We start from the raw sequence: 25,190 nt of genomic DNA on the forward strand, positions 1-25,190 counted from the left end.
TGAATGTTGGCGAACGGCAGGAAATGGCACAAACTTCCAATTCTCAGCTAGTGGTGTAACTGTCCGCTTTAAGATAGTTGAATCCGCAAAATGGCTAATAATGATGTAGAAACCCAAAAAATCATAAAGCAAAAACCGCTCAGAGCGGTTTCTTAATAGTGGTGTGAGCTTCAAACTTAAGTATGCACGCAGATTTCACACGAGAGAATATTAATAGGCAAGAGCAACATTACTGATTTTGTAATGTTGCTCAATACTAGACTAAAAGTTGGCTTAATGGCTTAATTGTTCAATTAAGCTGATATGTTGCGGGAATTGCATCATTAAAGGTTCTTTTTCACCTAATTGCATATCACTATATTCAAATCCGGGCGCTACTGCTTCGCCAATTAAACCATAGCCGTATTGGCCATTTGTTGGGATCTGTGAGGCTTTCCAAATCCCCCCTTTGACCATCATCTGCATGACTTGTCCTTGACTTGGGTCTGATCCCATAACAATAGTTTCTAGTTGACCATCGGGGTGTATCAGTGAATAAGTTATAGGATCGCCCATATGAAAATAATGCATGATATCACTTTGGTTCATATGAAAATGACCAATGGGCGACTCAGCAGTGAGGAGATAATAGATAGATGTCATCGTCACCCGTGGACCACTGGCAGTTGGGATCATAGGCCTATGGTCTGCTTTAAAGGTTTGTCGAAAGTAACCACCTTCAACATGGGCTTCAAGGTTAAGGGCTTTGACCAGTTCTTGAGTAATCATTTTATTTGGCTTGGCTTGAGTAGGTTCGGCAGTTGTTTTTTCTGACTCAGCATGCTCGGACATAGTGACACTTGTATTGACTTCGTATGGTTGGCTCATTTTTGTCTGCGCCCAATTTGCCACTATAGTATCAACCACTTTGCTGCCAACCGCGTAAGCAGATTCTAAAGATGATTGCATGCCCGCATAACCCTTACCTTCAGCAATTAAATTGTCTATGGCTGTCAGGCTATCAGGAGGCATCGAATAATTACTGGCGGTACGTAAGACCATAAACCGTGATTTATCGGCTTTTTGGGCGTTGTGTAAATACGTCATGGCTTGATAACTACCTGTATCTTCCATGCCAGAAGTCACAAAATTACCTTGTCCTTTGGTCCAGTGACTCACCCAATCATTAGCCCATTGCGTGAGATGTTTGCCATGCCAAAACGTTGCTGCAGCCAATTGGTCGCCTTGTAATACAAAGGGTGGCTTTTGTGCATTGGGATAATTAACATATTTACTGCGCAGCTCTTGCATTGCAGGATAGTCAGTCAGTGGCACATCTTTGGTTAAGGCATAGGCCCAGTCCGCTAATGCAGTATTGAGCTTATACACTTCGCCATTGCGACTATCTTGATAAGCTGCGGGATCTTCAACCTGTGCAGGACTGAGTTTTTGTTGCTGAAACAATGGAAAATAACCAGTCTGCCAATCGTTTGGCATATCGCGCGCATCTATCTCGTGAGCTAAATCGCCATCTACTAGATAATTCGCCCACACGGCTGAGCCAATAGAAGCATCTTGTGGGTCCACTCCAGCAATACCCACGACTAGCCAATATGCCTTGGTTAAATTAAAACGCGGATCAAGTCCAAGAGCCATTATCGCTGAGGCCGCTCGGGCTGTGCCCATTCCGGTCACAATACCCAGTACACCAGTTTCAGGATTTAAACAGATATCATGATAAGAAGCGGGGAAGGGCAAACAGGTATTTAGTTTCTGTCCGGCTTTCCACAGTTGAAATTCTCCGGCTTTATCGCCTTGGTCCTCGCCAATTTCAAACATGTTTACTACCACGACTTTTATTTCAATGGCCGCTGATGTCTCTGTGGTTGTTATTTGTGCCTTATCCTCACCCGAGCAAGCAAATAGTGTTGTTAGCGCAGCAGCGATTATGAGTGTTTTACTTAATTTCATGAGCTCTCTCTTACAAAAAAGGGATAAGCCTGAAAGTATCAGTCTTATCCCTTTATAATTGATTACTTCAATTAAACGTAGACGTTTAACTGCCTAATTTAGAACTTATAGCTGAACTTCGCTTGATAACTAGTGGGCAGCTCAGGTAATACAATCTGTGCGCCAAACAAGTCAGGGAAGTTAGCACGGAAATACTTTTCATCCGTTAAGTTTTTGATGGAAAGATTTGCCGTCCAAGTATCCGTTGAGTATGAAATACCAGCATTGACTAAAGTATAAGATGGCAACAATACGCTCTTGGAGAAACCTGAATAAGTTGAATCAGCACTTATGATACTGGTGTTAACCGTAAATCCGTTTTGGAAGTCATAGGTTGCAGTAGCCGTATAAATGTTTTCAGGTATACCTTGTTTACGGGCGTCTTCTATACTGCCACCATCAGCAGCGCTAAGGATTGGCGTTACACCAATGGGGTTACCGCCCAACATTATGGATGGATCGTTCACACCAGGTAAGTCATTGATACCTAAAAATCCGAATAATGAACCACCGTTACCGTTGTTCCAAGCCGTTAAGTTATATACCTTCATGTTGGTATAACCAGCAGTAACCACCAATTGGTCATCAACTACCCAACGAAGCTCAAACTCAGTACCCTTATTCTGGGTCGTAGCGTTAGTAACGATAGCTTGGGCGTTAAAATCCGTTCTCTCCTGCTCGTAAGAAGCTAGGGCAAAATATAAACTATCTTCTAAGAATGACCCTTTAACACCATATTCAGTTAGAGTGGACGTATCAAACGCGCCGTTAAAGGCATTGCCGTCGCCGTCAATTAATTGTCCATAACCGATTTCAGCGCCTTGGCCAGCGACTAGGGTTGCTTGCTTGGCTTTAGTAACATATGGGATCAGACCAAATTCAAATTTGTATGAAATACTGGTATTCCAAGAAGTACCGGTAAAAGTGTCTTCTGCAGTAGCTACTGGAACTTGGTTTAATAACAAATCACCACGGGTGGTTGTTTTTACATCAATACTGTCATAACGCAATCCAAGTACGATGTTAAGGCCAAAATCCCATGTTAAATCGGTCATTGCAGCTATGCCGTAATCGGTATAATGCCCCACATCATAGTTATCAAAATCTTTACCGATGCGAGTTGCCAATAAACGTCTATCTACTGCGGTTGAAGGACCCGTCAAATCGCGACGGTTAAAGTATTCATTTGTAAAATCATCAGCGTGCATAAATTCAGTGTGGCGAATTGATGGGGATAATTGTACTTGAGCGATCATGGAGTCGGTTTCAAATTCATTGGCAAATATTAATTTATTTTCTACCACCGACGTATCATGCATCTGAGCGAAACCATAGGCATTTTCGTTTAAGTTGTCATAGGCTTCATAAAATAATTGATTTTTAATTTCCCAACCACTTTCGGTGTAATACATGATATCGAAATACAGGGTATCAACTGTGTTTTCTAGTACATCGTCAGGTGCAACTAATGTTTGATTGCCTTTTAATTTTGTTGTACCGGGATTGACAAGTGCCATTTCTGGTATAAAGAAAAAAGAATCATCTTCGATAGTGCCTAATGGAAGAAAGATAAATGGGTTGATACTTCCACTATCTGCACCATTCAATGAAAAGTATTCTTGGTGAGATATAGAGCCGTCACCATTCATGTCGAGTGGTTTTGCGGTACCTGTGATATAGGTACCATTATCAATTAAATCTTGGCTTAAACGGTTCCAACCAGCAACTTGGTTTCCGTCGTATTTATGGTGCATGCCGCCCATTTCGAAACGTAAGTTTTCAGTGACGTCGATGTTAAACGAGCCCTGCAAAATGCTTTGGTCTGTGCCGCTGTTATCATAGTAGCTACCAGAATTTTCAACTTCTCCATATAAGTAGAAGCCACCTTTCTTGTCGCCAATTGAACCTGGACCACCTATTTCAGCAGAAAGTACACTTTTATCCCAACTGCCTGTGGTGTAAGAAAAAGCACCAGTATTCTGTTCTAGATATTGACCACGACTGGCACTAGCAGACTTTGGATTAAAATTTAAATAACCGCCGATTTTCGCCGGACCGTAAATGGGGGAGGCTGGACCACGCACGATATCAATTCGGCTTGACGCTCCAATCGGAGTTGGATAGTTACCTGGGTTATCTAAGCGTTTCATACCACGGAAGTAGGCTTCGCCCGGCGTTCCCCTGACGTCTAATGAGCCTGCAACACCGAAAAATGATTGAGTATATGTACCGGGAGCAAAGGCTACAAGTTCATCAATATCGCCAATAGAGAAACGTTCCATTTGTTCTTGGCTAATAGTTGAAGCTGAGCGCGGTGTTTCTAGTATCGATTTACCAAAACCAAATACGGCTTCTACATCTTGACCAGGTAAGCTACCGAGTGATCCGGTTACTTCAATCTTCTCAATATCTTTGTCTTTTCTATCTGCTGCATCAGGCTCCTGAGCAAAGGCATGACCTGTTACTGTCATTGCTAAGCTTAGTGCAACAGCCTTAGCTAGTGGTGTACAAATAAATTTATTAACGGTCATTTTTAGTTCCCCTGGTGCTCTCATAGTCTAAAGTGTGTTTTATTTACATTTCTAACGAATGCAATTTTTTTGCTAATCTGTTTTTGCACGAAGGATGCCAATTACTTGTCCAACTGGTCAACAAAAATTTTGCTAGGTAATTAATTGATATTTATAAATAAAATAAATTTTTTTACCCGTTTCATGCAAGCTAAAAATATGTGTTAAATTTGAAGTTTTAGAGCTGGTGCACCATAGCTGTTCAATGAGCTGTAAGGTGCACCAAAATGGAAGCGAGTGAGAGTGGGTGTCTAGGGCACTTTTGACTGTAATATTTTGGCGAGTTGCTGATGTTTCTGATGAATTTGATCCTGTAAAATCTGATTGTGTTTGTCATCTTCAATAAGCCACTGACCGCCTACCATCAGTTTACTGACCTGATGTGCGCCGCACGTAACTAAAGCAGCGATAGGATCACCTACGCCGGAAAAACGTAATTCATTGGTGCTAAAAAAAGCGAAGTCCGCTTGATAACCCACTTTTATTTGTCCGATTGTATGTCTGCCCAACACCGCAGCGGATCCTTTAGTTGCATAGCTTAATACACGTTCGGCAGTAATGACTTCAGCACCATAACGCAATCGCTGTTGCAGCAGTGATTGGCGAACTTCTTGGATCATATTTGAACAATCATTGGAGGCTGAACCATCTACGGCAAGACCAATGTTACAACCTGCTTGTTCTAGCGCTACGGTAGGGCAAATACCTGACGCCAGCAACATGTTTGAGCTGGGACAATGTGCAATGCCGACTTTCGCTGCACCGAGACGCTTGATCTCTGCAGGATTAAAATGGATACCATGGGCAAGCCAAGTTCGCTCATGCAGCCAGTCACAAGATTCTAAATAGTCTAAGGGGCGCATACCGTATTTTTTCAAGCAAAACGTATTTTCATTTTCTGTTTCGGCTAAATGGGTGTGCAGTCTGACATCGTTTTTTGCGGCTAATTGCGCGGTATCTTGCATCAGTGTTTTGGACACAGAAAACGGTGAACAAGGGGCTAAGGCTATTTGAATCATGGCCTCATCAGATCGGTCGTGAAACGTGTCAATCAAGCGTTGACTATCTGCTAAGATCAAATCTTCTGTTTGAATGACTGAATCTGGTGGAAGACCACCTTGACTCTGGCCTAAACTCATTGAGCCGCGAGTTAATGTAGCTCGACAGCCCAACACCTTGAGCGCTTCGACTTGAATATCGATACCATTTTCAAGCCCCTTAGGAAATACATAATGATGATCGGCCACCGTGGTGGTGCCTGATAACATCAGTTCTAAGCCAGCAAGCTGAGTCGCCGTATACAGCATCTCAGGGTCTAGGTTTTTCCATACCTGATACAAAAAGGTTAACCAAGGAAACAAAGGTTTATTCAGGGCGCCCGGAACACAGCGGGTTAAGGTTTGGTAAAAATGATGATGGGTATTGATCAAACCCGGTGTCATAACCAGATTACTGCAGTCAACATAATGGTCAATACTTGTCTTGGGCGTTTGTCCACTGGCCACTAATTCAATAATAGTATTACCGCGAATGACAACGCCCCCTTTAGCATCCTCGTTGTTGGCGGTGAAAACGGCGGCCGGTGATTTAAGCCAAACGTTGGCGGTGGAAAAAGAAAGCATTGTGGTATTGTCCTTATGATATTTAACTTAAATGTCTTGTTGCTGGCTTGATGTTTTAGGTATGGCTAAGCTCATCAATATTGCACAAAAGCCCGCAACCGTGACAGAAGAAGATAGTATGTTTTTGGCTAATGGCGGCAACTGCGCTAGGGCGTCGGGCACCATCATTACCCCTAAACCTAGACCCATTGAGGTAGCAATAATTAAACTGCTGCGACGGTCAATCGGCTCAGTGGTTAATATTTTTACTCCTGCTACAGCAATGGTAGCAAACATCACTAATGTTGCCCCACCTAACACAGCTTTTGGCATTAATTGGATCACCGCACCAACCGCTGGAAATAAACCTAAAAGCACTAAAAATCCAGCAATATAAAAGGCGACATGGCGACTGGCCACTCCGGTCATTTGAATTACAGCATTGTTCTGGCCAAAGGTCGTATTAGGAAAATTATTAAATACCGCTGCTAACATCGAATTAATCCCATCAGCAAGGATGCCACCTTTGACTCTTTTGATATACAAAGGACCACTAATAGGTTGGCGGCAAAATAAACTATTAGCAGTTAAATCGCCGGCAGTTTCTATGGCGCTTAAAAAATAAACTAGGGCAATTGGAATAAACACTTCCCACTGGAAATCGAATCCATATTTGAACGGAATAGGCACACTGACCAGTGGTAATTCCACCATTGAGTCATAGTTGAGTAAGTCAAACCACCAGGCAATAACGCTGCCACTAAACATTCCAATAAAAATAGCTGAAAGTCTGAACATAGGAAACTTAGACGCATTAAAGACGATGACAATAAACAGCACAGTGGTGCCCAACAACAAATTTTCAGGTGAGCCAAAGTCGGCATAACCATAACCACCGGCTAAATCTGTCATGCCAACTTTTATTAAGGTAATACCGATGGTAGTGATCACAATGCCAGTCGTAAGGGGAGTAATAATACTTTTTACTTTGTCGATAAACCGACTTAGGCCTATTTCTACCAACGCGCCCCAAAATGAAATTCCAAACATGATGGCCAAGATATCGTCGTTAGAGCCGCCGCGCTCTTTGACCATAAACCCTGCAACCAAGAGAGCACCAATAAAGGTAAAACTGGTGCCTTGTACTGCAATTAATCCGCAACCTATAGGGCCAAAAGTCTTGGCCTGTATAAAGGTCGAAACCCCGGATACCATTAATGCCATACTAATTAAATAAGGGATCTCGGCTTGAAGATCTAGGGCATTGCCAATGATTAATGTGGGGGTAATAATTCCAATAAAACAGGCCATAACATGCTGAATAGCAGCGGTTATACAATGTGATATCTTGGGTTTATCGTGTAGTCCATACAATATTTCGTTGTTGTGCGGCATGTTAAGCTTCTTTTTATGGATAACTCTGATTAGCTAACTGAGAAAAGCGGCCAATCAGCGGCGTATTGCTAAGCTAAAGCAATTATTTGACCACTTAGTCAAGTTAGAAAAATAATAACTAAATTATTGATTAATATGGAAAATATATTTAAGTTGAATTTATTTTAGATTTAGAATTTCTTGCCAAAGCGCTAAATTAGTGCAGAGCCATTGATAAGCAAGATGAAACCTTGAAGACGCTTGAGTTAGCTTAAGAGCTAAGTGGCTAATTGACTGCTAAACTACGTGAAGAATTGTCACGTTATGGCACTGCTAAAGTGTTATGGTCGAGTCGGCACACAACAGGATTTAACTATTATGATGCAGTTGGAATCGAATTTAGTCTCAGTTGATTGGCTTGAAGAACATTTAGATGCACGCAATATCATTGTGCTTTATACCAGTATGGCTGATATTGCCACCGGTCAGGCTGAACCCGTTCCTAAGGGATTAATACCCGGCTCAGTTTGGTTTGATTTTGAAAATGTCTTTTGTAATAAACAATCACCTTACCCGCATACTATGGCCGATGAAGAAACCTTTCAGCGTGAAGCGCGAAAATTAGGCATCAATGCTAATAGTCATATTATCGTTTATGACAGCAAAGGTGTGTATTGTTCACCGCGTATTTGGTGGATGTTTAAAGCGATGGGACATGACAATGTGCAAGTATTGGATGGCGGTTTGCCGGCCTGGTTAAGTAAAGGTTATCCGGTAGATAATCATTTTTTAATCGGCAAAGACATCGGCAATTTTCAAGCTTTGGCTAAGCCGCGTAGTTTTGTATCAAGTGGGGCAATCGTTAAGCACTTGTCGAAAATTAGAGTGATTGACGCGCGTTCTGAAGGTCGGTTTAAGGGCACATCTCCAGAGCCAAGGCCCGGTTTGCGCTCTGGGCACATTCCCTCGTCGATAAATTTACCCTTTACCTTGTGTATCCAACAGGGGCACCTTAAATCTAAGGCTGAGTTAAAACAACTATTTAACGAGCGCGGCATCAAAGAGGGAGCCTATATCGTCAGCAGCTGTGGTTCAGGCGTGACAGCTTGTATTATTGCCTTAGTAGCTAGTGAATTGGGGTATGACAGATTGTCGGTTTATGACGGTTCATGGAGCGAGTGGGGCGCCAATGCAAAACTTCCTATTGCTGTCGACTAGCACTCAATGTGTTGTTTGCATAAACGCAGCCATTGCTTAGGCTGAAAACGCTTTTATATCGATTAATTATGCTGGTGCCCTCTTTAGATTAATAAGGCTAGAACGCAATTGTCCCTAGCCTTATTAAAAGACAAATAATCGCCTGCGCTTATTGGCCCGCACGATTACTTATCCAAACGCTGCGATAGGGGCTTAACACAATTTCCAGATCTTCGTGGCGAATTGCTTGGTCAGTGAGCAGATCAATCCAGTTATCGGTGCCGATAAGATTAATATCGCTCAGGCGCACCGTTTGTTCTTGATCAGAAATATTAAACACACAAAAAATACTCTGTCGACGATCAATACTTTGTCGCCAAAAGCCGAATATTTGTTCGCCTAGTTGCAAGGTGAACTGCACGGCATTGGGGTGAAAAGCGCTTTGTTTTTTACGAACACTAATCAAGTGTGACATGCGTTTTAACACTTTACTGTGCTGGCTATAGGGGCTGTCTAAGGCTTCTTTTAATGCATCATAATCCCATTTGTGTCGATTAATTGAGCGATTTTGACTGGTGTTTTTGAGCTTGTCATAGTCATTGTTAGTGCCTAATAGACTATGAATATACAAACCAGGAATACCTTCCAATGCAAACATAATGCTATGGGCACAAATAAAACGTTCCAAGCCCCACTTATCTTGCCCTTTAGTGGTACCTTGCAAAGCATCAAATAAGGCAATATTAATTTCATAGGCTTTTTGGCCGCCATTTTCGGCCATACGCCATGAAATTCGACCACCAAAATTCTGCATGGTCGTTACTAGGCTACTGAGTTCATCGTCACTCAATAGTCCTTCTGCAGGGCGCAGTCCTATACCGTCATGCGAAGCGATAAAATTAAAAAAGAAGGTGCCGTTTTGCGCTGGAGGCATACTACCTAACCACGCTTTAAGATGTCGGCAATTACCGGTGACTAAAGTATTAACCAATAATGGTGGAAGGGAAAAGTTATAGATCCCATGGGCTTCATTGGCATTACCAAAATAGGTTAAATTTTGGCGATTGGGTATGTTTGTTTCCGTAATGATAACGGCATCGGCGACAGCGTGTTCAATCAGGGTGCGGAGTAACCTAACAACCTCATGAGTTTCTTCTAAATTGATGCTGGGCGAGCCTAGCTTTTTCCATAAAAAAGCCACCGCATCTAAACGGAAGATACGAATCCCAGCATCAAGGTATTGACGCATTATCGAAACAAATGCTAATAAGACCTTAGGATTACGAAAGTCAAAATCCACTTGATCATGACTAAAGGTGCACCATACGTACTTTTCACCTTCAGCGGTTTCGGTTAAACGCAATAAGTCTGAAGTGCGCGGCCGAACTACTTGGGATAAATCATCAAGGGGCGAAGCAGTGAAGAAAAAGTCACTACCAGGCCCTTCACCTTTGATAAAGTTATTAAACCATGCACTGCGCGCTGAGCAGTGATTAATGACTACATCAGACATTAATCTAAAGTCTGTGCTTATAGCCTTGATATCATCCCAATTACCTAAGGCTTCATTGACGCTTGAATAGTCGATAACTGAAAAACCATCATCAGAGCTATACGGAAAAAACGGCAATATGTGCACGCTGTTGATCGTGTCTTGACAATATTGGCTAAGAAAATATTTAAGAGTTTTAAGAGGATGCAGGTTTTTTTGCTCAATACTGTCACCATAGGTGATCAGTACAATATCCTTTTGATCCCAGTTATTGTGATGTCGCAAAGGCACCTGCAACTTATCGCTTTGCTCGATGTTCATGGTAACGAGTAATTGCTCTACAATATCTTCAATAGGGTCAGCCAACGTGATGTCGGCATAAATTACACTTAAATGGTGATTTACCCGCTCTTTAAGTTGTTCAACTATGGATAACATGTATTACCTCAACCCGCTTGGAATTCATTTAGGTCTTGCTCAACCGCTTCTTTTAGTTTTTCAAGGACATCAGGCATAGCACTGACCACTCTGTTCCAACTTGGAATAAAAGGCGTTTCCATGGGATTATCTAAAAAGCTCTCTCCGGCCTTCATTATGTTTTGCGCGAATAACTCCACTGCTTTTTCTTCACTGTGGATATCAAGGGCTAATCCGTTCATGATTGCATCGTTGTGATAGGCTTCAACAAAGTCTAAGGCGATACGGTAGTAGGTGGCTTTGAGTGAGCGAAATAATTCCATACTAAAGGTTTCACCTTGCGTCGCCAGTTTACGAAACAGTGATTTGGTAATATCAATGGACATTTTAGACAAACCACCCTGATCATTATGAGCCGATAAATCTTGATGTTTATGATCATAAGTTTGGGCAATATCTGCTTGGCATAAGCGATTAGATGAATAGTTGCGATGCATCTCAGACAATACGCCTATTTCTAATCCCCAGTCGCTGGGTATACGAATATCATTGAGTACATCTTTACGAAACGAAAACTCTCCGGCTAATGGGTAGCGAAAACTGTCCATATAATCTAAATAGGCACTTGGCCCTAGCACTTTTTTTAAGGCTTTTATTAGGGGAGTCACTAATAAACGCGAAACACGACCATTTATTTTTCCGCCAGCTACTCGAGCATAAAACCCCTTACAAAACTCATAGTTAAATTGTGGATTAGCCACAGGGTAAATCAGTTTAGCTAACAAAGAACGATCGTAAGTTAGAATGTCACAGTCGTGTAAGGCTACCGACTCAGCTTTGTTAGAGGCCAATACATAGCCCATGCAATACCAAACGTTGCGACCTTTGCCGAGCTCTTTTGGTGCCAAGCCTAATTGTTTAAGTTTTTCATCCAAGGCTTGTAAACGAGGACCTTCATTCCATAATACTCGATGATGCTGAGGCAGGCGTGAGAAAAAACTGAGAGCATGTTTATACTGTTCTAAATCGGCACGATCTAATCCAATGACAATTTGAGACAAGTAGGGCACATCACAAAGTTCATCCACAATGTGTTTAAGGGCCGGACCTTCAAGCTCTGAATAAAGGGAGGGTAGGATAAGCCCCATAGGGCGTTTTTTTGAAAATTTGAGTAATTCTTTTTCTACGTCTTCTATAGGACGATCAGACAAGTTATGTAAGGTAGTCACTATGCCATTTTGATAAAAGTCGGCCATGTTGCCTCCAGTTAGTTAAGGTTTATTAAAAATTCTCAGGACATGGTTAAAAAAGTAAGCTCTCCAGACATTCTGACCAACCAGCCGGTCCTGTAAGCGTGCTGGTGATGATGGGTTTGTGTGTTTTAAACTCAGGCAATGTATTAACGGGTGAGGCAATGCGCACCGGATAGTCAGCTGCCGCGAGCATCGCGACATCATTTTGACCATCGCCTAATGCAATTGAAACCCAATTATGTTGCACAAATTGGCGTTTTAATTGTGCCATTAGCCAGTTCATTGCATGTGCTTTGTCACATTGATCTTTGAGATGAATAAAGCGACCTCCCTCTACAGGGGTCGCGCCTAAGTCGGTTAAGGCCTGCAAAAACAAGTTTTTTTGTTGCTCATTGCCAAGCCATTCGATTGGCTCACCAAATTCCCGTTGCATAGCAAGTTCACTGTCAGTAAAGCTTAGGCCTGTTGCTTCGCATACTTGCTCAACTGTCATAGCGGCAAAATGGCGAAACAAACCTTTAAATTGTGTATCAACTGATAGTAATAGTTTTAGCCATTTTTCTCGGGGAGCAGCAAAAGCGAATCTTAAATAATCTCCTATCTGTTCCATACCATCCGGCTCAATGGGTAAAAAAGATTTGGGTAAATAAATAGCGGCGCCGTTTTCTACAATAAAGGGACCGCTCAAGCCCATTTTGTCTCGCAATAATTCAACTTCAGCACGGGTTTTGCTGGTATTGGGTACAACACTTATTTGCGCGCTGGCAAGTTTAGCCAGCATTTTTTGTGCGGCACTAAAACTATAGTCATGATGGTCGAGTAAGGTGCCATCAAGATCGGTAAATATGACAGGTTTTTGTTCAATCAACATGAGGTTCCCGTTAGCTGTGCAGCTAGGTGATGCTTAATGATTGTGCGTTTAGAGTCTAATTCAAATACTTCATTACAACGTGTTGGCAATGTAGCTAGACCATGTTCAGTCAGGCGTTGATAGAATTGAATAAAACGCTCTATTTGCGCAGCATTCATTACGTTTGAATGAGCCATGGTAGTTAATGATGCAGCCAGTTTTTGCTCTTGTTCCAAACGCCAATTATATACATTTGAAAAATCCGGTGCTTTTAACATAAGCCAATAATTCATCAGTTTGTATAGTGGTTGATAGTGGGTATACAGCTGTTCGTTGACGTAATTACGCCACGCAGCATCGCTATCTTCAAGTGACTCTAATTGGTTGACTGGCTTACGCAAATCGGCTTGAGATTGTGCTTCGACACCCCAACACCACCCTTCTAATATAACAACATCAGCGGGAGGGGAGACAGTAGCCCATTGATCTGTGGGATAAGGGTTGTCTGCCGCTTTATTAAATTTAGGCAAAGCTAATGTATTACCTGCGCCACTTAATTTTTCTAATACCTGATGCATGAGCCCAGTATTGTGAGTTCCAGGCACACCACGGGTTCTGAATAGAGGATGGACTGTACTCGCTAGTTGTTGGCGCTGCTGTTGGTCGAGATAAAAATCATCCAGTGATAATATGACTACCTTTAGAGCATGTATTTGGTACAAATAGGTCCCTAAGAAATCACCAAGAGTTGATTTCCCTGAACCTTGGCAGCCATTTATTCCCACACAAAATGTCTTTTTTGCATCTTTTTGGTGCAAAGCAATTCTATTTGCCAATGGAATATAATATTCATTGGCGGTGTTAACAAATGCACTACCGAGCTTATGTTCATTGATAAATTGGTCAATCATGGGCCTGTGGTTTTCCATTAGTCAGCATTATTACGCTATGCAAATTAAGGTGAGTACTGTGTTACTAGGATAGTGGGGTACAACATACGTGCCACATTGTGAATATACCAGCGCCAATAAAACTCGTTGAAACCAAAAGTAGGATAGGTTTGAAATTTTATTTGTCGAATTTCGCTCTTGTTACTAGTTTGAGGTATTCAGTATGTGATACAACATAGCTTAATCCCTTGATGCTAAGAGATTACTAAAAATTATTAGCGGACTTAAGGTCCTTTAAACTAACTCCGAGCCTATTGACCTAAATCATTGACAAGGTTAACAGGCCGCAATCCCATAACGGGTATTGCCAGGGTTGTAAGAGAAATCGAACAGCCTCCCCAAAGCTGCTAGAAACAGTCTAGAGCTTTACTTTGGAAAGGTGTTAAACATGTTGGAAGATAAATTTGGGCGGCGCTTTCATTATTTGCGCCTATCGATCACTGATGTATGCAACTTTAGTTGCACCTATTGTTTGCCTGATGGTTATGCATGCGATTCGGATCGAGATTTTTTAAGTGTCGCAGAAATAGCGACCATAGTGCAGACCTTTGCACAATTAGGTACCAGTAAGGTACGCATTACCGGCGGCGAACCTTCATTACGTAAAGATTTACCACAAATTATTGCGCAATGTGCAGCTACCCCTGGCATTGAGCATGTGGCCATGACCAGTAATGGTTACAAACTCGACAAATGTGTCGAACAGTGGGTTGACGCGGGATTAGACTCTATTAATATCAGTATTGATAGTCTCGACCCACGTATGTTTGCCTCGATCACAGGTCACGATAGCTTAGACTCCATATTAGCTGGTATAGAAAAAGGTTTAACTTTGGGTTTAAAAGTCAAAGTTAATGCTGTACTCATGCGCCAGTACAATGAAAAAGAATTTAATGGTTTTCTGGAGTGGGTCAAATCAAGCCCCATCAGTCTGCGTTTAATTGAATTAATGCAAACCGGTGATAACCAACCGTTTTTTCAACAAAACCATGTTTCCGCAGAACCCTTAAAAAACCAATTATTACAATCAGGTTGGTGCCAAGTGATCCGTGGTAAAGCGGCAGGACCGGCCCAAGAGTTTTATCATCCTGATTATGCAGGTAAAATTGGCTTAATTATGCCCTACAGTAAAGACTTTTGTGCTTCTTGTAATCGTTTGCGTATATCGGCCACAGGCAAGTTACATCTGTGTTTATTTGCAGAACAAGGTTTAGATATTCGTCGCTATATTTCTGCCGGAGATGAAGCTGGTTTGCGCCAAGAGCTGATTAGCTTACTTGGCGACAAAGAAGCCACTCACTGGTTACAAGAGGGCTTAACTGGTGCGACGAAACATTTGGCAATGTTAGGCGGCTAATGTGGCGTTATGTGCATTAAACACTGACTCAATATTGGCCGTTGTTCTTGCTGGTGGACAGTCTAGTCGTATGGGTCAAAACAAAGCCTTGCGCTACGCTCCAAGGTTTAAAAACACTATGATTGCGCATTGCTGGAAAATGTTGGCGCAAATAGATGGTGCACAAGTTGTGGTGAGCGGTGACCAACATTTGAATGGTATTGCCGATATCTATTCACATCGTGGACCTTTGTCTGGCATACATGCTGTACTGCAAAATATCGATGGGCAATCATCTATACAAGAACTCTTGTTTGTTCCGGTAGACATGCCTAATCTGTCTTTTGTCACCTTGAATGAATTGGTATTGTTTGGTCGAAAGCACCACAGTGCTGCCTATCTCAATAATTGTTTTTTACCTTGTTACCTGCCTTATACCGCAAAGGTAATTAATATCGTCACCGAGCAAATTGAACGAAGCCAAAATTGGTCAATTAAAGCGCTGATGACACAGTTAAGCGCTCAGTCCTTAATCTGTGACAAATATGATGAACTTATTAATGTCAATGAGCCACAGACCTGGGATTTACATTGTTCTTAATAAGTATCCAATAATATTCCAACTTTTTATAAGGTATTAGTATGACGAGTAAGCAAGATACTCAAGTACCACAGCAATTAAACATAGCCGTACTCACGGTTTCAGATACGCGCACGTCAGACAACGACACCTCTGGTCAGTTTTTAGTCGAGGCCGCGCAAGCTGATGGGCATAATGTAGTCGAACATATCATCTTAAAAGACGATAAATATCAATTACGTGCTGCTGTTTCACGATGGATTGCTTCTGAGGATATTCAAGTTGTGCTCTGTACAGGAGGCACTGGTTTTACGTCGCGAGATACCACTCCAGAGGCATTAAGTGTCTTGTTTGATAAAGATATTGAGGGTTTCGGCGAGTTATTTCGTTATTTATCTTTTACTGAAATTGGTACCTCTACGGTGCAATCAAGAGCCTTGGCTGGAATGGCTAATGGCACTGCTATTTTTTGTTTACCAGGTTCTACCGGCGCATGCAAAACTGGGTGGCATGGCATATTGCAGCAGCAGCTTAAATCAACGCATAAACCGTGTAACTTTATCGTACATTTAAAGCAGTCAGTGCAAATGCCTTGTGAGCATCGAGGTTAAAATGTCAAAACTAAACGCCCAAGATAAAGACCAAGGTTTAACTCATGTAGACCAACAAGGTAAGGCGGCTATGGTTGACGTGACCGATAAAGCCATGACTTCCCGTATCGCGGTGGCAGAAGGAAAAATTAGTATGTCTGCACCGGCCTTTGACATGTTGATAAACAACCAACATAAAAAAGGCGATGTGTTAGCCGTAGCCAGAATTGCTGGTATTCAAGCAGCAAAAAAATGCAGTGAACTCATTCCACTATGTCATCCTTTGATGTTGAGTAAAGTACAAGTGGATTTTGAACTACTACCAAAAAACTACAGCGTTAAGATTAAAGCGATGTGCAAATTATCAGGGCAGACAGGGGTCGAAATGGAAGCCTTAACTGCCGTCTCTGTCGCCGCATTGACCTTGTTCGATATGTGTAAAGCAGTCGATCCAAGTATGGTGATCTCTGACATCAAAGTTCTGCACAAAGAGGGTGGCAAAAGTGGGATCTGGCGGGCGCAGGACGAGGCCGCTAAATTATGTTAAGCATTTTATTTTTTGGTCAACTGCGTGAGAGGCTCAATACCGAGAGACTAACTGTGGATATTTCCACTTTAGTAAAGCCCTACACAGTTGCTAGTTTGTTTACTTATTTATCCGATAAGGGCCTACATTGGGAGGAGCTTATTCGAGCCGACAACTGTTTAGTTGCGGTCAATCAAACTATGGCAACGCAAAATACCTTAATTAGTGCTGATGATGAAGTCGCGTTATTTCCACCTGTGACAGGAGGTTAATGATGGGTAAATCCTTTGCTGACGATGACATGATTAGGGTGCATGAGCATGACTTTGATATGGCAAGTGAATATCAGCGCTTAAGGCAACTCAATGCCAATAATGGCGCAGTGGTATTATTTGTTGGTCTAGTGAGAGACTTTAATCAAAATAGTCAGCTTAATGGATTGTTTTTAGAGCATTATCCGGCGATGACACAGTCTGCTTTAGTCAATATAGTTAAGCAGGCGAAAGAAATGTGGCCTTTGGGTAATGTTACGGTGATCCATCGAGTTGGGCACTTATGCATTAATGATCAGATAGTTTTGGTCGGGGTAAGCAGCCAACATCGTCATGCTGCTTTTGCTGGCGCCGAATTTATCATGGACTATTTAAAGATCAGCGCGCCTTTTTGGAAAAAAGAACTCAGCGATGCTGGTGACGTTTGGGTTGAAGCAAAAAGTTCTGATAATGAAGCTATAAAGCGGTGGTAGTTTTACCTATCCAGAAAAAAGTGCGCTAGCCTCAGCGCACTAAATTAGCGGTATAACTCGTTTAATCTTCGTCACACTCGTTTTCACATTCACCATATAGATATAAACTATGGTGGGTTAATTTTATATTGTGACGTTTAGCGACTTCTTCTTGGCGCTTTTCTATCACATCATCTTCGAATTCAATCACCTTTCCACACTTTAAACAGACGAGGTGGTCATGATGTTTTTTATGACTTATTTCAAAAACCGATTTTCCACCTTCAAAATGATGACGATTTAGTATACCCGCATCATCAAACTGATTGAGCACACGATAAACCGTTGCTAAGCCTATGTCTTCGCCATGTTCGATAAGTAACTTATAAACATCTTCAGCACTAATATGTTGGTTGGCTGGCTCTTGTAATATTTCAAGTATTTTTAAGCGGGGCAGGGTGATTTTTAAACCTGCTTTTTTTAGTTCTTTATTTTGATCCATTGGCTTACTAATAAATGAGTTGTGGCTCCATTATAAGGTACTCAACGGGATTTGAAAGCGCGAATTAGCCACTAAGCCTTTAATTATCTGTGATCGACAAGATAAGCGACTAAGCTTTAACCATTTAAAATATAAAAGTAATGAAAATGACCATGAATGTTTGTTAAAAAAGATAGTAAGGTGTTATTTTTATTGAACTATTTATTTTTCTGTCGATACAGTAACAAAGGCCTGATATTGTTATCTTTGGCGTCAAATTAGGATATTACATATGAACTTAACGGTGCTGCGCAAAATCATACTGGGTTTTGCGATAATTTCGGCCATGTTATTGGTGACCAACATCGTTTCTTATTTAGGTCTAAACCAAATCAGTGACTCTGCTCGCAGTGTTGTCGAGCAAAAAATGCCTGTACAGGCAAAAATGCTGCAAGTACAAACTGGCATGTTGTCGCTCGCAAAAGAGTCAACGGAAGGTTTTTTTCTAACTGAGCCCAATCTGTTGAAGGAGAATAGAGACAGATTCAATTTGTTAATGAGACAAACCAAACAGCAGTTCGAAGAATTAGCAGAAAAAATAGCCAACAATAATGACATTTTTGAACAAGGTAAAATACAAGCCTATGCCTATTTAGAACATGCAGACCTTATGTATGAAAACCGTGAACAACAGTTGCAATTGGAACAGCAGATTATGGTTCTCAATACAACTATTATGAGCCACGGTGATGAAGCTAGCGCGTTGATGCAGGATTTGTCGTATACAGAGAATAAGTCGCCTAACTTCGCTCGGTTATTGGGCACAGGCGCAAATATAGATAACAAAATTAATACCTTAAATCGAGGCTTAAAAGATTTTACTAAAATTGTGGATTTATCAGCTTACTTGACAGAAAAAGAGAACGTTGAGTTTGGTTTAAGTAATGCCCAAGTTGATGTCGATTATTTTAATCGTTTAGCCCAAGGAATTGATACAGATGGCTTAGTAGAGAGCTTTAACTCTGAATATGAAAATTTCAAACAAGGCTTCGTTACCAATACTGGTTTGTTTGCATTGCAACAACAACGTATTGAAGCATCAATGGGAGCGCAAGATATGCAAAAATTGGCTGACGCCGATTTTGAGCAAGCCATCAATTTACTCGCGGAGCTTTTTAAGCAGATTAATGATGATACCTTAGAAGGACAAAACAATATTTTATCCACTGTTGGTGCCAATATTTGGTTGGGGCTGAGTATTTTTGTCGTTACTCTCGTTTTAGTTCTGGCTGTTGCTACATGGGTCACACGCTCTATTGCGATACCCTTAGCCCGCATAAATCGGAGTTTAGCTATTTTAGGCAGCGGTGATTTAACCCACAGGGCACGAGTGATTGGTGATGATGAATTTGCTACTTTATCCATTGCGGTCAATGAGCTTAGTGCGAGTTTGCATCATGTGGTTGAGCAAATAGATGAAAAAGAAAAACTTTTAAGCGAAGCCGTTACTCTTAGTGTGGCCTTAGGAAGTAAAACCTTACAACAAGTCGCGGTGCAGCGCGAGCACGTGCTTGAAACGACGAGTAACACCGGTAAAGTAAGAGATACCAGTCTCGGGAATCTAACTCAAATTACCAATTCTACTGAGCAGTTAAAAGCGGTTGCTAAACAAGGTAAAGTCGTAGCCGATTTGGTCGCTCAAACCAAGCAGCAAGTTATTATTCAGGCGCAACAGGCTAAGGCATCATCTTCTGTTATTCATCGTTTAGATGAAAATAGTAAAAACATTGTAACGATCTTATATGTTATTAAAAGTATTGCCGAGCAAACTAATTTGTTAGCTTTAAATGCGGCGATTGAAGCTGCTAGAGCAGGTGAACAAGGTCGAGGATTTGCGGTTGTTGCCGATGAAGTCCGTAATTTAGCCACCAAAACCCAAGCTTCCACGCAAGAAATTGAGGGAGTTATTACTACTTTACAGGATGATGCTAAGCAAGCAGTTAATGCTATGTCATTAGGCGATGAGCAATCTAATGAAAGTGTCAGAATGATCGAGCAAGTTAGTAATGACGTTGAACATATCACTCAGGTTATAGAGCAACTTTCTGCTATTAATACAAAGATCGCGAAGGATACTCAGCAACAAGATCAATTATTAAATTTAATGGCCGGCAACCTGCAATCTATTGTGGATATTGCACAGCAAAGCGCAACCAGTACGAGTGAATCAAATAATGCAATTAAACAAATAGATGAATTATCGGAAGAATTAAAAAAGGTAGTGGCTAAATTTAAACTTTAGCAATGATATTAAAAAAGGAGCCTAGGGCTCCTTTTTTAAGATATTTCCAACATGCTAATCTTAGCCTAATTCAGCTAAGCACATCTCTTCATGAATTTGCTTACACCATGCTTTAACGCGTTGTTCCGTCAGTTCAGGTTGACGATCTTCATCAATGCCTAAACCAACAAAGTGATGGTCGTCAGCCATGCCTTTCGATGCTTCGAAATCATAACTTTCTGTCGGCCATTGACCGATCAGGACTGCGCCTTTTGCTTCAACGATGTCTCTGACCATGCCCATGGCATCCAAAAAATACTCAGCATAGTCTTCTTGGTCTCCACAACCGAAGATAGCAACCAACTTATCATTAAAGTCGATTTGCTCAAGTTCTGGGAAAAAGTCGTCCCAATCACATTGTGCTTCTCCGTAATACCAGGTTGGAATGCCAAACAATAGTAAGTCAAATTTAGCAATGTCTTCTTTGCTACTTTTGGCTATGTCATGCACATCAATCAGGTTCTTACCCAATTCTTTTTGAATCATTTTGGCAATATGTTCTGTATTGCCTGTGTCGCTGCCGAAAAATAGCCCCACACTCGCCATTATATACCTAACCTCTATTATCTAATTTTACTGATTTTAATTAGCGGTTTGTTTTAGTGTTCAATGACATATTGCATGATGCCTTTGAATACAAAACCAGCTGCTCCTAAAAACAATACGAAATAAACGACTACTTTGCCTATTGTGGGCACATTATTTTTTTTTAACAGATCATGAACCACATAGCCCATCAATAAAAACAAACCTATGAGTGTAATATTTAATCCAAACGCTTCGATTTGTTCATAATATTTGTTTAACATCTATTGTAACTATCACCCAATTTAAAATCCGCGGAATAGTAGCATAAGCTTCATCGCTTTAAAATTATCTCGTGGCTTTTAAGTCAAATTACAATGATTTTTCAATATGTTTTTGTAAGGTGTTAGCGAGCTCGCCAGTACTTTTCATGTTTGTAATAATGACATCGAGATGCTGTTTGATCTCAGTCAATTCTGGCCGTAAGAAAATCGATAATTCAACAATGTCAGTAGTAAAGTCTGACTTATATAAATGAGTTGTTTTGAACGCATCTGAAGCCAGAATAGCCATGGCATTAAATTCATGCATTACAGCTATGTTGCAGCGGTCTATTTTCACCATATTGAGCATGCTGAGCTGACTGTCTGAGTCGACACGGATGAACTTTCCATTGTCGAAATAAGGGTTTAAAGCAGGATATATGTAGCCTCTACGGGTACATAATGTCATACGAGGTGAGTTGTCGAGGGTGGAACCTTCGGCAAATGCTTGATTGCCGTATAAATAACTTTTGTGTTCTAGCACGGGTATGGTGTGAATTAGTTGATTTGGAAACTCAAGCCAATGGCTGCTAGATAAAAAGCCATCCACTTCACCCTTGTATAAAAACGACTCGGTGCGTTTACGGAAAGAGTCAATGTATTGTATTTTATAGCCGTGCAATTGTTTGAGTTTATTCAATACGTCTGGAATGACACCCTGATATTCGGTACCCGTTTTAGTCAGATATAAGTAGGGCGGCGAACCAGGTGAGTTTACCCCAAAAACAATAGTATCTTGAGCTAAACAAACTTTACTCAGAGTAAACATGGCAATAAAACAGATTAGCTTGAAAAAAGTGTGCAAAATTGACTTACCTTTCATGCAATTCAAGCATGGTTAATAAAGTTTGGCATAGCGACATCATGAATTTCACCTTAAAGATTAACTATGCTCTAATCAGCAAAGTATATACCCAATAATATGGCTGTAAACCAAAGGATAAATTCAATCCCAACAAGGCTACCTGATTAGTTGTAGACATAATTCAAAGTATAACTGCGTTCTTTTAACCTGTTACTCATCAACTAAGATGGCATCGTTTTTTTAAAAAACAAGTTAATCATTTTAAGACAAATAGTGGGTTTCTCAGCATGTAACCAATGGCCAGTGCCGCCAATTAGTTTTGATTGACTGTTGGGAAATAAAGCAAGAATTTTTTCTCTGTGCTGCGGTAATAAATAGTCTGATAATTCACCTTTTATGAAAAGTGTAGGACCATAGTAGGGAGTGTCAGCATAAATTTCTTGGATAATTTCAGCATAATCTCTTTTTAACAACGGCAGATTAAAATACCAGTGCCAACCATTCTCGTCTTGATAAAGACTCTTTAATAAAAATTGCCGTGTTGACGCTTCTTCTACACTTTGTTTTAAAAAGCTATCAGCATCTTGACGGCTGGTAATCTTATCTAGAGGAACACTCTGTAAACCTGAAAAAACCGCATCGTGTCTTGGTAAATAAGCGACTGGAGCGATGTCCATAATAACTAAACATTCAACCATTTCTGGCGCATTTAGTGCTATTTTCATTGCTATTTTGCCCCCTAAAGAGTGGCCAATAATACTAATTTTTTCGAGCTTAAGTCGCTTTATTAATTCGATTATTAATAAGGCATTTTCGTCAAAGCTGAATTTTGTGGTGCGCGCCGATTTACCGTGATCAGGCAAATCTATTGTCAAAACATTATAGTCCTTAACCAGACCGCGTCTCAATCCTGATAGATTATCTAAACTGCCAAATAAACCATGAATCAAAACTACCCATGGTTTTTTTTCTTCAAGTGGATAAATTTGATAATGAATCTTTGACACGTGCTGTTACCTTGATTGGAAAGATTTTTTAGATTAAATAGGATTGTAACCAGAATCAAAACTGAGCGAAGTCTGGTTGACTAGATTGAAAAATCACTTAGTTTTCTTCCGCTAGCAATGGCTTTGGCATAAACTTTAGGCATCCTTCCTATACCTGTCCATTGATGATTATCGCCATTTTCATCTTTTAAGCTATATTTGATAGGACGTTTTTTCTGTGGTTTTGACGACTTTTTTTGTGTGTCTTGTTGCAGGTCAGCCATGCCAATGCCTGCATCTTGCATCTGCTGTAATATATCGGCTAACTTTGCTTTCTTGACTAATTCGTGTTGGTGTTGCTCTGCTTCTTTCTGTTTTCTCACTGCAATGATGGTACTCAGTTTTTGTGCCACAGATTCAAGCTCTACTATACTTAAGTCTTTTACCGCGCCTTGTAATTTTCTTCCGTGAGTTAAAATCGCTAAAAATTCTGACATAGGACCTCTTTAAGTAAAAAATATGATCTGACAAGGTGTGAAAATTAAAAAAAAGCGAGAACATTCTCGCTTTATAGTTAAGTAAAGACAAATGTAATTACATATTAGGGTAGTTGGGACCACCGCCACCCTCGGGTACAACCCAATTTATGTTTTGGCTTGGGTCTTTAATATCACAAGTTTTGCAGTGCACACAATTTTGCGCATTGATTTGCAATACTTTTTCGCCCGCTGGATTATCGATTATTTCATAGACACCAGCCGGACAATAGCGTTGTGCTGGTTCGTTATATTTTGCCAAATTGACCGTAATGGGCACAGCTGAATCAAGTAATTGTAAATGACACGGCTGCTCTTCTTCGTGGTTTGTATTGGATAAAAATACTGAAGTAAGTTTATCAAAACTCAGCACATTATCCGGTTTGGGATAGTTCGGCACTGCACAATCAGCGGCTAATTTTAGTTGTTTATGGTCATAATGATTGTCTTTCAAAGTGACAAACATATTACCGCCAAAGATATTTTGTTCGAGGGTATTAAATGCCCCTCCCCAAAATGTACCTAATTTATGAATGGCTGGTCCAAAATTGCGCGAACTAAATAGTTCTTTATATAACCAAGATTGTTTGAATTTGTCGGCATAGGCACTTAAGTCTTTACCACCTGTGTCATTTTTATCTTGTAAGGTTTCAAATAATGTTTCGGCAGCCAGTAAACCTGACTTCATGGCCGTATGATTACCTTTGATTTTTGCAAAATTCAAGGTGCCTGCATCACAGCCCACTAACAAACCACCAGGAAAAGTCATTTTGGGCAATGAATTAAAACCACCTTTAGCCAAAGCTCTAGCCCCATAAGATATGCGTTTACCACCTTCTAAATATTGTTTGAATACTGGATGATGTTTTAGACGCTGAAACTCATCAAAAGGACTGAGATTTGGATTACTGTAATTTAAATCCATAATCAAACCAACCAATACCTGATTGTTTTCGGCATGATAAAGATAAGCGCCACCTGTGGCGTCATTCAGCGGCCAACCGGCACTGTGTACCACCAGACCTTCTTGGTGTTTGGCGGGATCAATGTCCCAAATTTCTTTAAAACCGATGCCGTAGTGCTGCGGCGAAGCGTCTTTGTCTAATTCAAATTTCTGGAGCAGTTGCTTGCCTAAATGTCCTCGGCAACCCTCTGCAAACACGGTATATTTAGCTCGCAACTCCATACCGGGCATAAAGGAATCTTTTGGCTTACCATGTGCATCGATACCCATATCGCCGGTAATAACACCACCGACACTTCCGTTTTCGTTATATACAATATCCGCTGCAGCAAAACCTGGAAATATTTCAACACCCAACTCTTCTGCTTGAGTGGCTAACCAGCGACAAACGTTACCCATACTGACAATGTAGTTACCATCGTTATGCATTGTTTTAGGCACGATTACATTAGGTAGTTTAGTGGCTTTGTTCTCATCTTTGAGTAAATAAATGTGGTCTTCTGTTACCTTTGTAGTGAGCGGTGCGCCGCGCTCTTGCCAATCGGGAAACAATTCATCTAAGGCTTTTGTTTCAAACACGGCACCCGATAAAATATGTGCGCCTACTTCAGAGCCTTTTTCAACCACACACACCATTAGCTCTTGTTCGGCCTGTTTGGCCAATTGCATTAAGTGACAGGCGGTTGACAGCCCGGCTGGACCGGCACCGACTATTACTACGTCAAACTCCATCGATTCTCGTTCCACCATGTGTTCCTCTTTTATATTTATCTATTCATT

23 protein-coding genes and 1 riboswitch are annotated in these 25,190 nt (G+C 40.9%); of the genes, 8 read left to right on the forward strand and 15 right to left on the reverse strand.

Translation table 11 applies throughout. The features are described 5' to 3' along the window. Nucleotides 1–273 precede the first annotated feature (273 nt). The 4 genes from ABKW31_RS06610 to ABKW31_RS06625 all read right to left on the reverse strand — a co-directional run bounded on the left by ABKW31_RS06610 (nt 274) and on the right by ABKW31_RS06625 (nt 7,555). Complete coding sequence (locus tag ABKW31_RS06610; RefSeq protein ID WP_348615489.1) at nt 274–1,950, reverse strand: cupin domain-containing protein; 1,677 nt, start codon at nt 1,948–1,950, stop codon at nt 274–276. Nucleotides 1,951–2,048: 98 nt separating this feature from the next. After that, nucleotides 2,049–4,520, reverse strand: a complete 2,472-nt coding sequence (locus ABKW31_RS06615) for a TonB-dependent receptor (protein ID WP_348615490.1) — start codon at nt 4,518–4,520, stop codon at nt 2,049–2,051. Between the two features lie 290 nt (nt 4,521–4,810). Beyond that, on the reverse strand, nt 4,811–6,181 hold the full coding sequence (locus ABKW31_RS06620; RefSeq protein ID WP_348615491.1) for an 8-oxoguanine deaminase: 1,371 nt from the start codon (nt 6,179–6,181) through the stop codon (nt 4,811–4,813). 27 nt (nt 6,182–6,208) lie between these two features. Then, nucleotides 6,209–7,555 carry a nucleobase:cation symporter-2 family protein gene (locus tag ABKW31_RS06625; protein ID WP_348615492.1) on the reverse strand — a complete coding sequence of 449 codons (1,347 nt, stop codon included), beginning with the start codon at nt 7,553–7,555 and terminating at the stop codon, nt 6,209–6,211. Between the two features lie 303 nt (nt 7,556–7,858). On the opposite strand from ABKW31_RS06625, the gene ABKW31_RS06630 reads away from it, so the two are divergent. Beyond that, complete coding sequence (locus ABKW31_RS06630; RefSeq protein WP_348615494.1) at nt 7,859–8,752, forward strand: sulfurtransferase; 894 nt, start codon at nt 7,859–7,861, stop codon at nt 8,750–8,752. Between the two features lie 148 nt (nt 8,753–8,900). On the opposite strand, the gene ABKW31_RS06635 is transcribed toward ABKW31_RS06630, so the two are convergent. The 4 genes from ABKW31_RS06635 to ABKW31_RS06650 are packed head-to-tail and all read right to left on the reverse strand — an operon-like array spanning nt 8,901 to nt 13,654. Next, nucleotides 8,901–10,661 (reverse strand): alpha-amylase family glycosyl hydrolase, encoded by a 1,761-nt coding sequence (locus ABKW31_RS06635; RefSeq protein WP_348615495.1) that lies wholly within the window; start codon nt 10,659–10,661, stop codon nt 8,901–8,903. Nucleotides 10,662–10,669: 8 nt separating this feature from the next. Continuing rightward, nucleotides 10,670–11,896, reverse strand: a complete 1,227-nt coding sequence (locus ABKW31_RS06640; protein ID WP_348615496.1) for a glycosyl transferase — start codon at nt 11,894–11,896, stop codon at nt 10,670–10,672. A 46-nt stretch (nt 11,897–11,942) separates the two neighbouring features. Next, nucleotides 11,943–12,764 carry an HAD-IIB family hydrolase gene (locus ABKW31_RS06645; RefSeq protein WP_348615497.1) on the reverse strand — a complete coding sequence of 274 codons (822 nt, stop codon included), beginning with the start codon at nt 12,762–12,764 and terminating at the stop codon, nt 11,943–11,945. Beyond that, nucleotides 12,758–13,654 (reverse strand): kinase, encoded by an 897-nt coding sequence (locus tag ABKW31_RS06650; protein WP_348615498.1) that lies wholly within the window; start codon nt 13,652–13,654, stop codon nt 12,758–12,760. Before ABKW31_RS06650 ends, ABKW31_RS06645 begins: the two co-directional genes overlap by 7 nt. A 270-nt stretch (nt 13,655–13,924) precedes the next feature. Next, nucleotides 13,925–14,091: riboswitch (molybdenum cofactor riboswitch) on the forward strand. On the opposite strand from ABKW31_RS06650, the gene moaA reads away from it, so the two are divergent. From moaA to moaE, 6 genes are all read left to right on the forward strand, one after another. Continuing rightward, complete coding sequence (gene moaA, locus ABKW31_RS06655; RefSeq protein WP_348615499.1) at nt 14,082–15,050, forward strand: GTP 3',8-cyclase MoaA; 969 nt, start codon at nt 14,082–14,084, stop codon at nt 15,048–15,050. (Overlaps the previous riboswitch by 10 nt.) A gap of 1 nt (nt 15,051) precedes the next feature. Then, nucleotides 15,052–15,630 (forward strand): NTP transferase domain-containing protein, encoded by a 579-nt coding sequence (locus ABKW31_RS06660; protein WP_348615501.1) that lies wholly within the window; start codon nt 15,052–15,054, stop codon nt 15,628–15,630. 41 nt (nt 15,631–15,671) lie between these two features. After that, the gene (gene moaB, locus ABKW31_RS06665; protein WP_348615502.1) at nt 15,672–16,220 is read left to right on the forward strand and encodes a molybdenum cofactor biosynthesis protein B; all 549 of its coding nucleotides are present in this window, start codon (nt 15,672–15,674) and stop codon (nt 16,218–16,220) included. Nucleotide 16,221: 1 nt separating this feature from the next. Further along, nucleotides 16,222–16,746: a cyclic pyranopterin monophosphate synthase MoaC gene (moaC, locus tag ABKW31_RS06670; RefSeq protein ID WP_348615503.1), complete on the forward strand. Its 525-nt coding sequence runs from the start codon at nt 16,222–16,224 to the stop codon at nt 16,744–16,746. Then, nucleotides 16,740–16,997: a molybdopterin converting factor subunit 1 gene (gene moaD / locus ABKW31_RS06675; RefSeq protein ID WP_348615504.1), complete on the forward strand. Its 258-nt coding sequence runs from the start codon at nt 16,740–16,742 to the stop codon at nt 16,995–16,997. The genes moaC and moaD overlap by 7 nt, the downstream gene beginning before the upstream one ends. Further along, nucleotides 16,997–17,470: a molybdopterin synthase catalytic subunit MoaE gene (gene moaE, locus ABKW31_RS06680; protein ID WP_348615506.1), complete on the forward strand. Its 474-nt coding sequence runs from the start codon at nt 16,997–16,999 to the stop codon at nt 17,468–17,470. Before moaD ends, moaE begins: the two co-directional genes overlap by 1 nt. Before the next feature lie 61 nt (nt 17,471–17,531). Here the strand turns inward: moaE and fur are convergent, their stop codons facing one another. Continuing rightward, nucleotides 17,532–17,951: a ferric iron uptake transcriptional regulator gene (gene fur, locus ABKW31_RS06685; protein ID WP_348615507.1), complete on the reverse strand. Its 420-nt coding sequence runs from the start codon at nt 17,949–17,951 to the stop codon at nt 17,532–17,534. 271 nt (nt 17,952–18,222) lie between these two features. Between fur and ABKW31_RS06690 the strand changes: the two genes are divergently transcribed. Next, entirely contained in the window at nt 18,223–20,232 is a 2,010-nt protein-coding gene (locus ABKW31_RS06690; protein WP_348615508.1) for a methyl-accepting chemotaxis protein, read from the forward strand. 60 nt (nt 20,233–20,292) lie between these two features. On the opposite strand, the gene fldA is transcribed toward ABKW31_RS06690, so the two are convergent. The 6 genes from fldA to ABKW31_RS06720 form a co-directional block, all read right to left on the reverse strand. Then, nucleotides 20,293–20,817: a flavodoxin FldA gene (gene fldA, locus ABKW31_RS06695; RefSeq protein ID WP_348615510.1), complete on the reverse strand. Its 525-nt coding sequence runs from the start codon at nt 20,815–20,817 to the stop codon at nt 20,293–20,295. Nucleotides 20,818–20,870: 53 nt separating this feature from the next. Further along, nucleotides 20,871–21,080, reverse strand: coding sequence for a DUF2788 domain-containing protein (locus ABKW31_RS06700; RefSeq protein ID WP_348615511.1), 210 nt, complete (start codon nt 21,078–21,080; stop codon nt 20,871–20,873). Nucleotides 21,081–21,168: 88 nt separating this feature from the next. Further along, nucleotides 21,169–21,942, reverse strand: coding sequence for a transporter substrate-binding domain-containing protein (locus ABKW31_RS06705; protein ID WP_348615513.1), 774 nt, complete (start codon nt 21,940–21,942; stop codon nt 21,169–21,171). 203 nt (nt 21,943–22,145) lie between these two features. After that, nucleotides 22,146–22,931 carry an alpha/beta fold hydrolase gene (locus ABKW31_RS06710; protein ID WP_348615514.1) on the reverse strand — a complete coding sequence of 262 codons (786 nt, stop codon included), beginning with the start codon at nt 22,929–22,931 and terminating at the stop codon, nt 22,146–22,148. Between the two features lie 80 nt (nt 22,932–23,011). Further along, entirely contained in the window at nt 23,012–23,407 is a 396-nt protein-coding gene (locus ABKW31_RS06715) for an H-NS family nucleoid-associated regulatory protein (RefSeq protein WP_348615515.1), read from the reverse strand. A gap of 97 nt (nt 23,408–23,504) precedes the next feature. After that, nucleotides 23,505–25,142: an electron transfer flavoprotein-ubiquinone oxidoreductase gene (locus ABKW31_RS06720; protein WP_348615660.1), complete on the reverse strand. Its 1,638-nt coding sequence runs from the start codon at nt 25,140–25,142 to the stop codon at nt 23,505–23,507. Nucleotides 25,143–25,190: the final 48 nt, after the last annotated feature.

Source organism: Paraglaciecola sp. 25GB23A (assembly GCF_040012495.1).
Lineage (GTDB): Bacteria > Pseudomonadota > Gammaproteobacteria > Enterobacterales > Alteromonadaceae > Paraglaciecola.

What these genes read in the sequence shown, in the direction of transcription:
- ABKW31_RS06610 (WP_348615489.1), bottom strand. Translation starts at nt 1,950, where the DNA reads ATGAAATTAAGTAAAACACTCATAATCGCTGCTGCGCTAACAACACTA.
- ABKW31_RS06615 (WP_348615490.1), bottom strand. Translation starts at nt 4,520, where the DNA reads ATGACCGTTAATAAATTTATTTGTACACCACTAGCTAAGGCTGTTGCA.
- ABKW31_RS06620 (WP_348615491.1), bottom strand. Translation starts at nt 6,181, where the DNA reads ATGCTTTCTTTTTCCACCGCCAACGTTTGGCTTAAATCACCGGCCGCC.
- ABKW31_RS06625 (WP_348615492.1), bottom strand. Translation starts at nt 7,555, where the DNA reads ATGCCGCACAACAACGAAATATTGTATGGACTACACGATAAACCCAAG.
- ABKW31_RS06630 (WP_348615494.1), top strand. Translation starts at nt 7,859, where the DNA reads ATGGCACTGCTAAAGTGTTATGGTCGAGTCGGCACACAACAGGATTTA.
- ABKW31_RS06635 (WP_348615495.1), bottom strand. Translation starts at nt 10,661, where the DNA reads ATGTTATCCATAGTTGAACAACTTAAAGAGCGGGTAAATCACCATTTA.
- ABKW31_RS06640 (WP_348615496.1), bottom strand. Translation starts at nt 11,896, where the DNA reads ATGGCCGACTTTTATCAAAATGGCATAGTGACTACCTTACATAACTTG.
- ABKW31_RS06645 (WP_348615497.1), bottom strand. Translation starts at nt 12,764, where the DNA reads ATGTTGATTGAACAAAAACCTGTCATATTTACCGATCTTGATGGCACC.
- ABKW31_RS06650 (WP_348615498.1), bottom strand. Translation starts at nt 13,654, where the DNA reads ATGATTGACCAATTTATCAATGAACATAAGCTCGGTAGTGCATTTGTT.
- moaA (WP_348615499.1), top strand. Translation starts at nt 14,082, where the DNA reads ATGTTGGAAGATAAATTTGGGCGGCGCTTTCATTATTTGCGCCTATCG.
- moaB (WP_348615502.1), top strand. Translation starts at nt 15,672, where the DNA reads ATGACGAGTAAGCAAGATACTCAAGTACCACAGCAATTAAACATAGCC.
- moaC (WP_348615503.1), top strand. Translation starts at nt 16,222, where the DNA reads ATGTCAAAACTAAACGCCCAAGATAAAGACCAAGGTTTAACTCATGTA.
- moaD (WP_348615504.1), top strand. Translation starts at nt 16,740, where the DNA reads ATGTTAAGCATTTTATTTTTTGGTCAACTGCGTGAGAGGCTCAATACC.
- moaE (WP_348615506.1), top strand. Translation starts at nt 16,997, where the DNA reads ATGATGGGTAAATCCTTTGCTGACGATGACATGATTAGGGTGCATGAG.
- fur (WP_348615507.1), bottom strand. Translation starts at nt 17,951, where the DNA reads ATGGATCAAAATAAAGAACTAAAAAAAGCAGGTTTAAAAATCACCCTG.
- ABKW31_RS06690 (WP_348615508.1), top strand. Translation starts at nt 18,223, where the DNA reads ATGAACTTAACGGTGCTGCGCAAAATCATACTGGGTTTTGCGATAATT.
- fldA (WP_348615510.1), bottom strand. Translation starts at nt 20,817, where the DNA reads ATGGCGAGTGTGGGGCTATTTTTCGGCAGCGACACAGGCAATACAGAA.
- ABKW31_RS06700 (WP_348615511.1), bottom strand. Translation starts at nt 21,080, where the DNA reads ATGTTAAACAAATATTATGAACAAATCGAAGCGTTTGGATTAAATATT.
- ABKW31_RS06705 (WP_348615513.1), bottom strand. Translation starts at nt 21,942, where the DNA reads ATGAAAGGTAAGTCAATTTTGCACACTTTTTTCAAGCTAATCTGTTTT.
- ABKW31_RS06715 (WP_348615515.1), bottom strand. Translation starts at nt 23,407, where the DNA reads ATGTCAGAATTTTTAGCGATTTTAACTCACGGAAGAAAATTACAAGGC.
- ABKW31_RS06720 (WP_348615660.1), bottom strand. Translation starts at nt 25,142, where the DNA reads ATGGAGTTTGACGTAGTAATAGTCGGTGCCGGTCCAGCCGGGCTGTCA.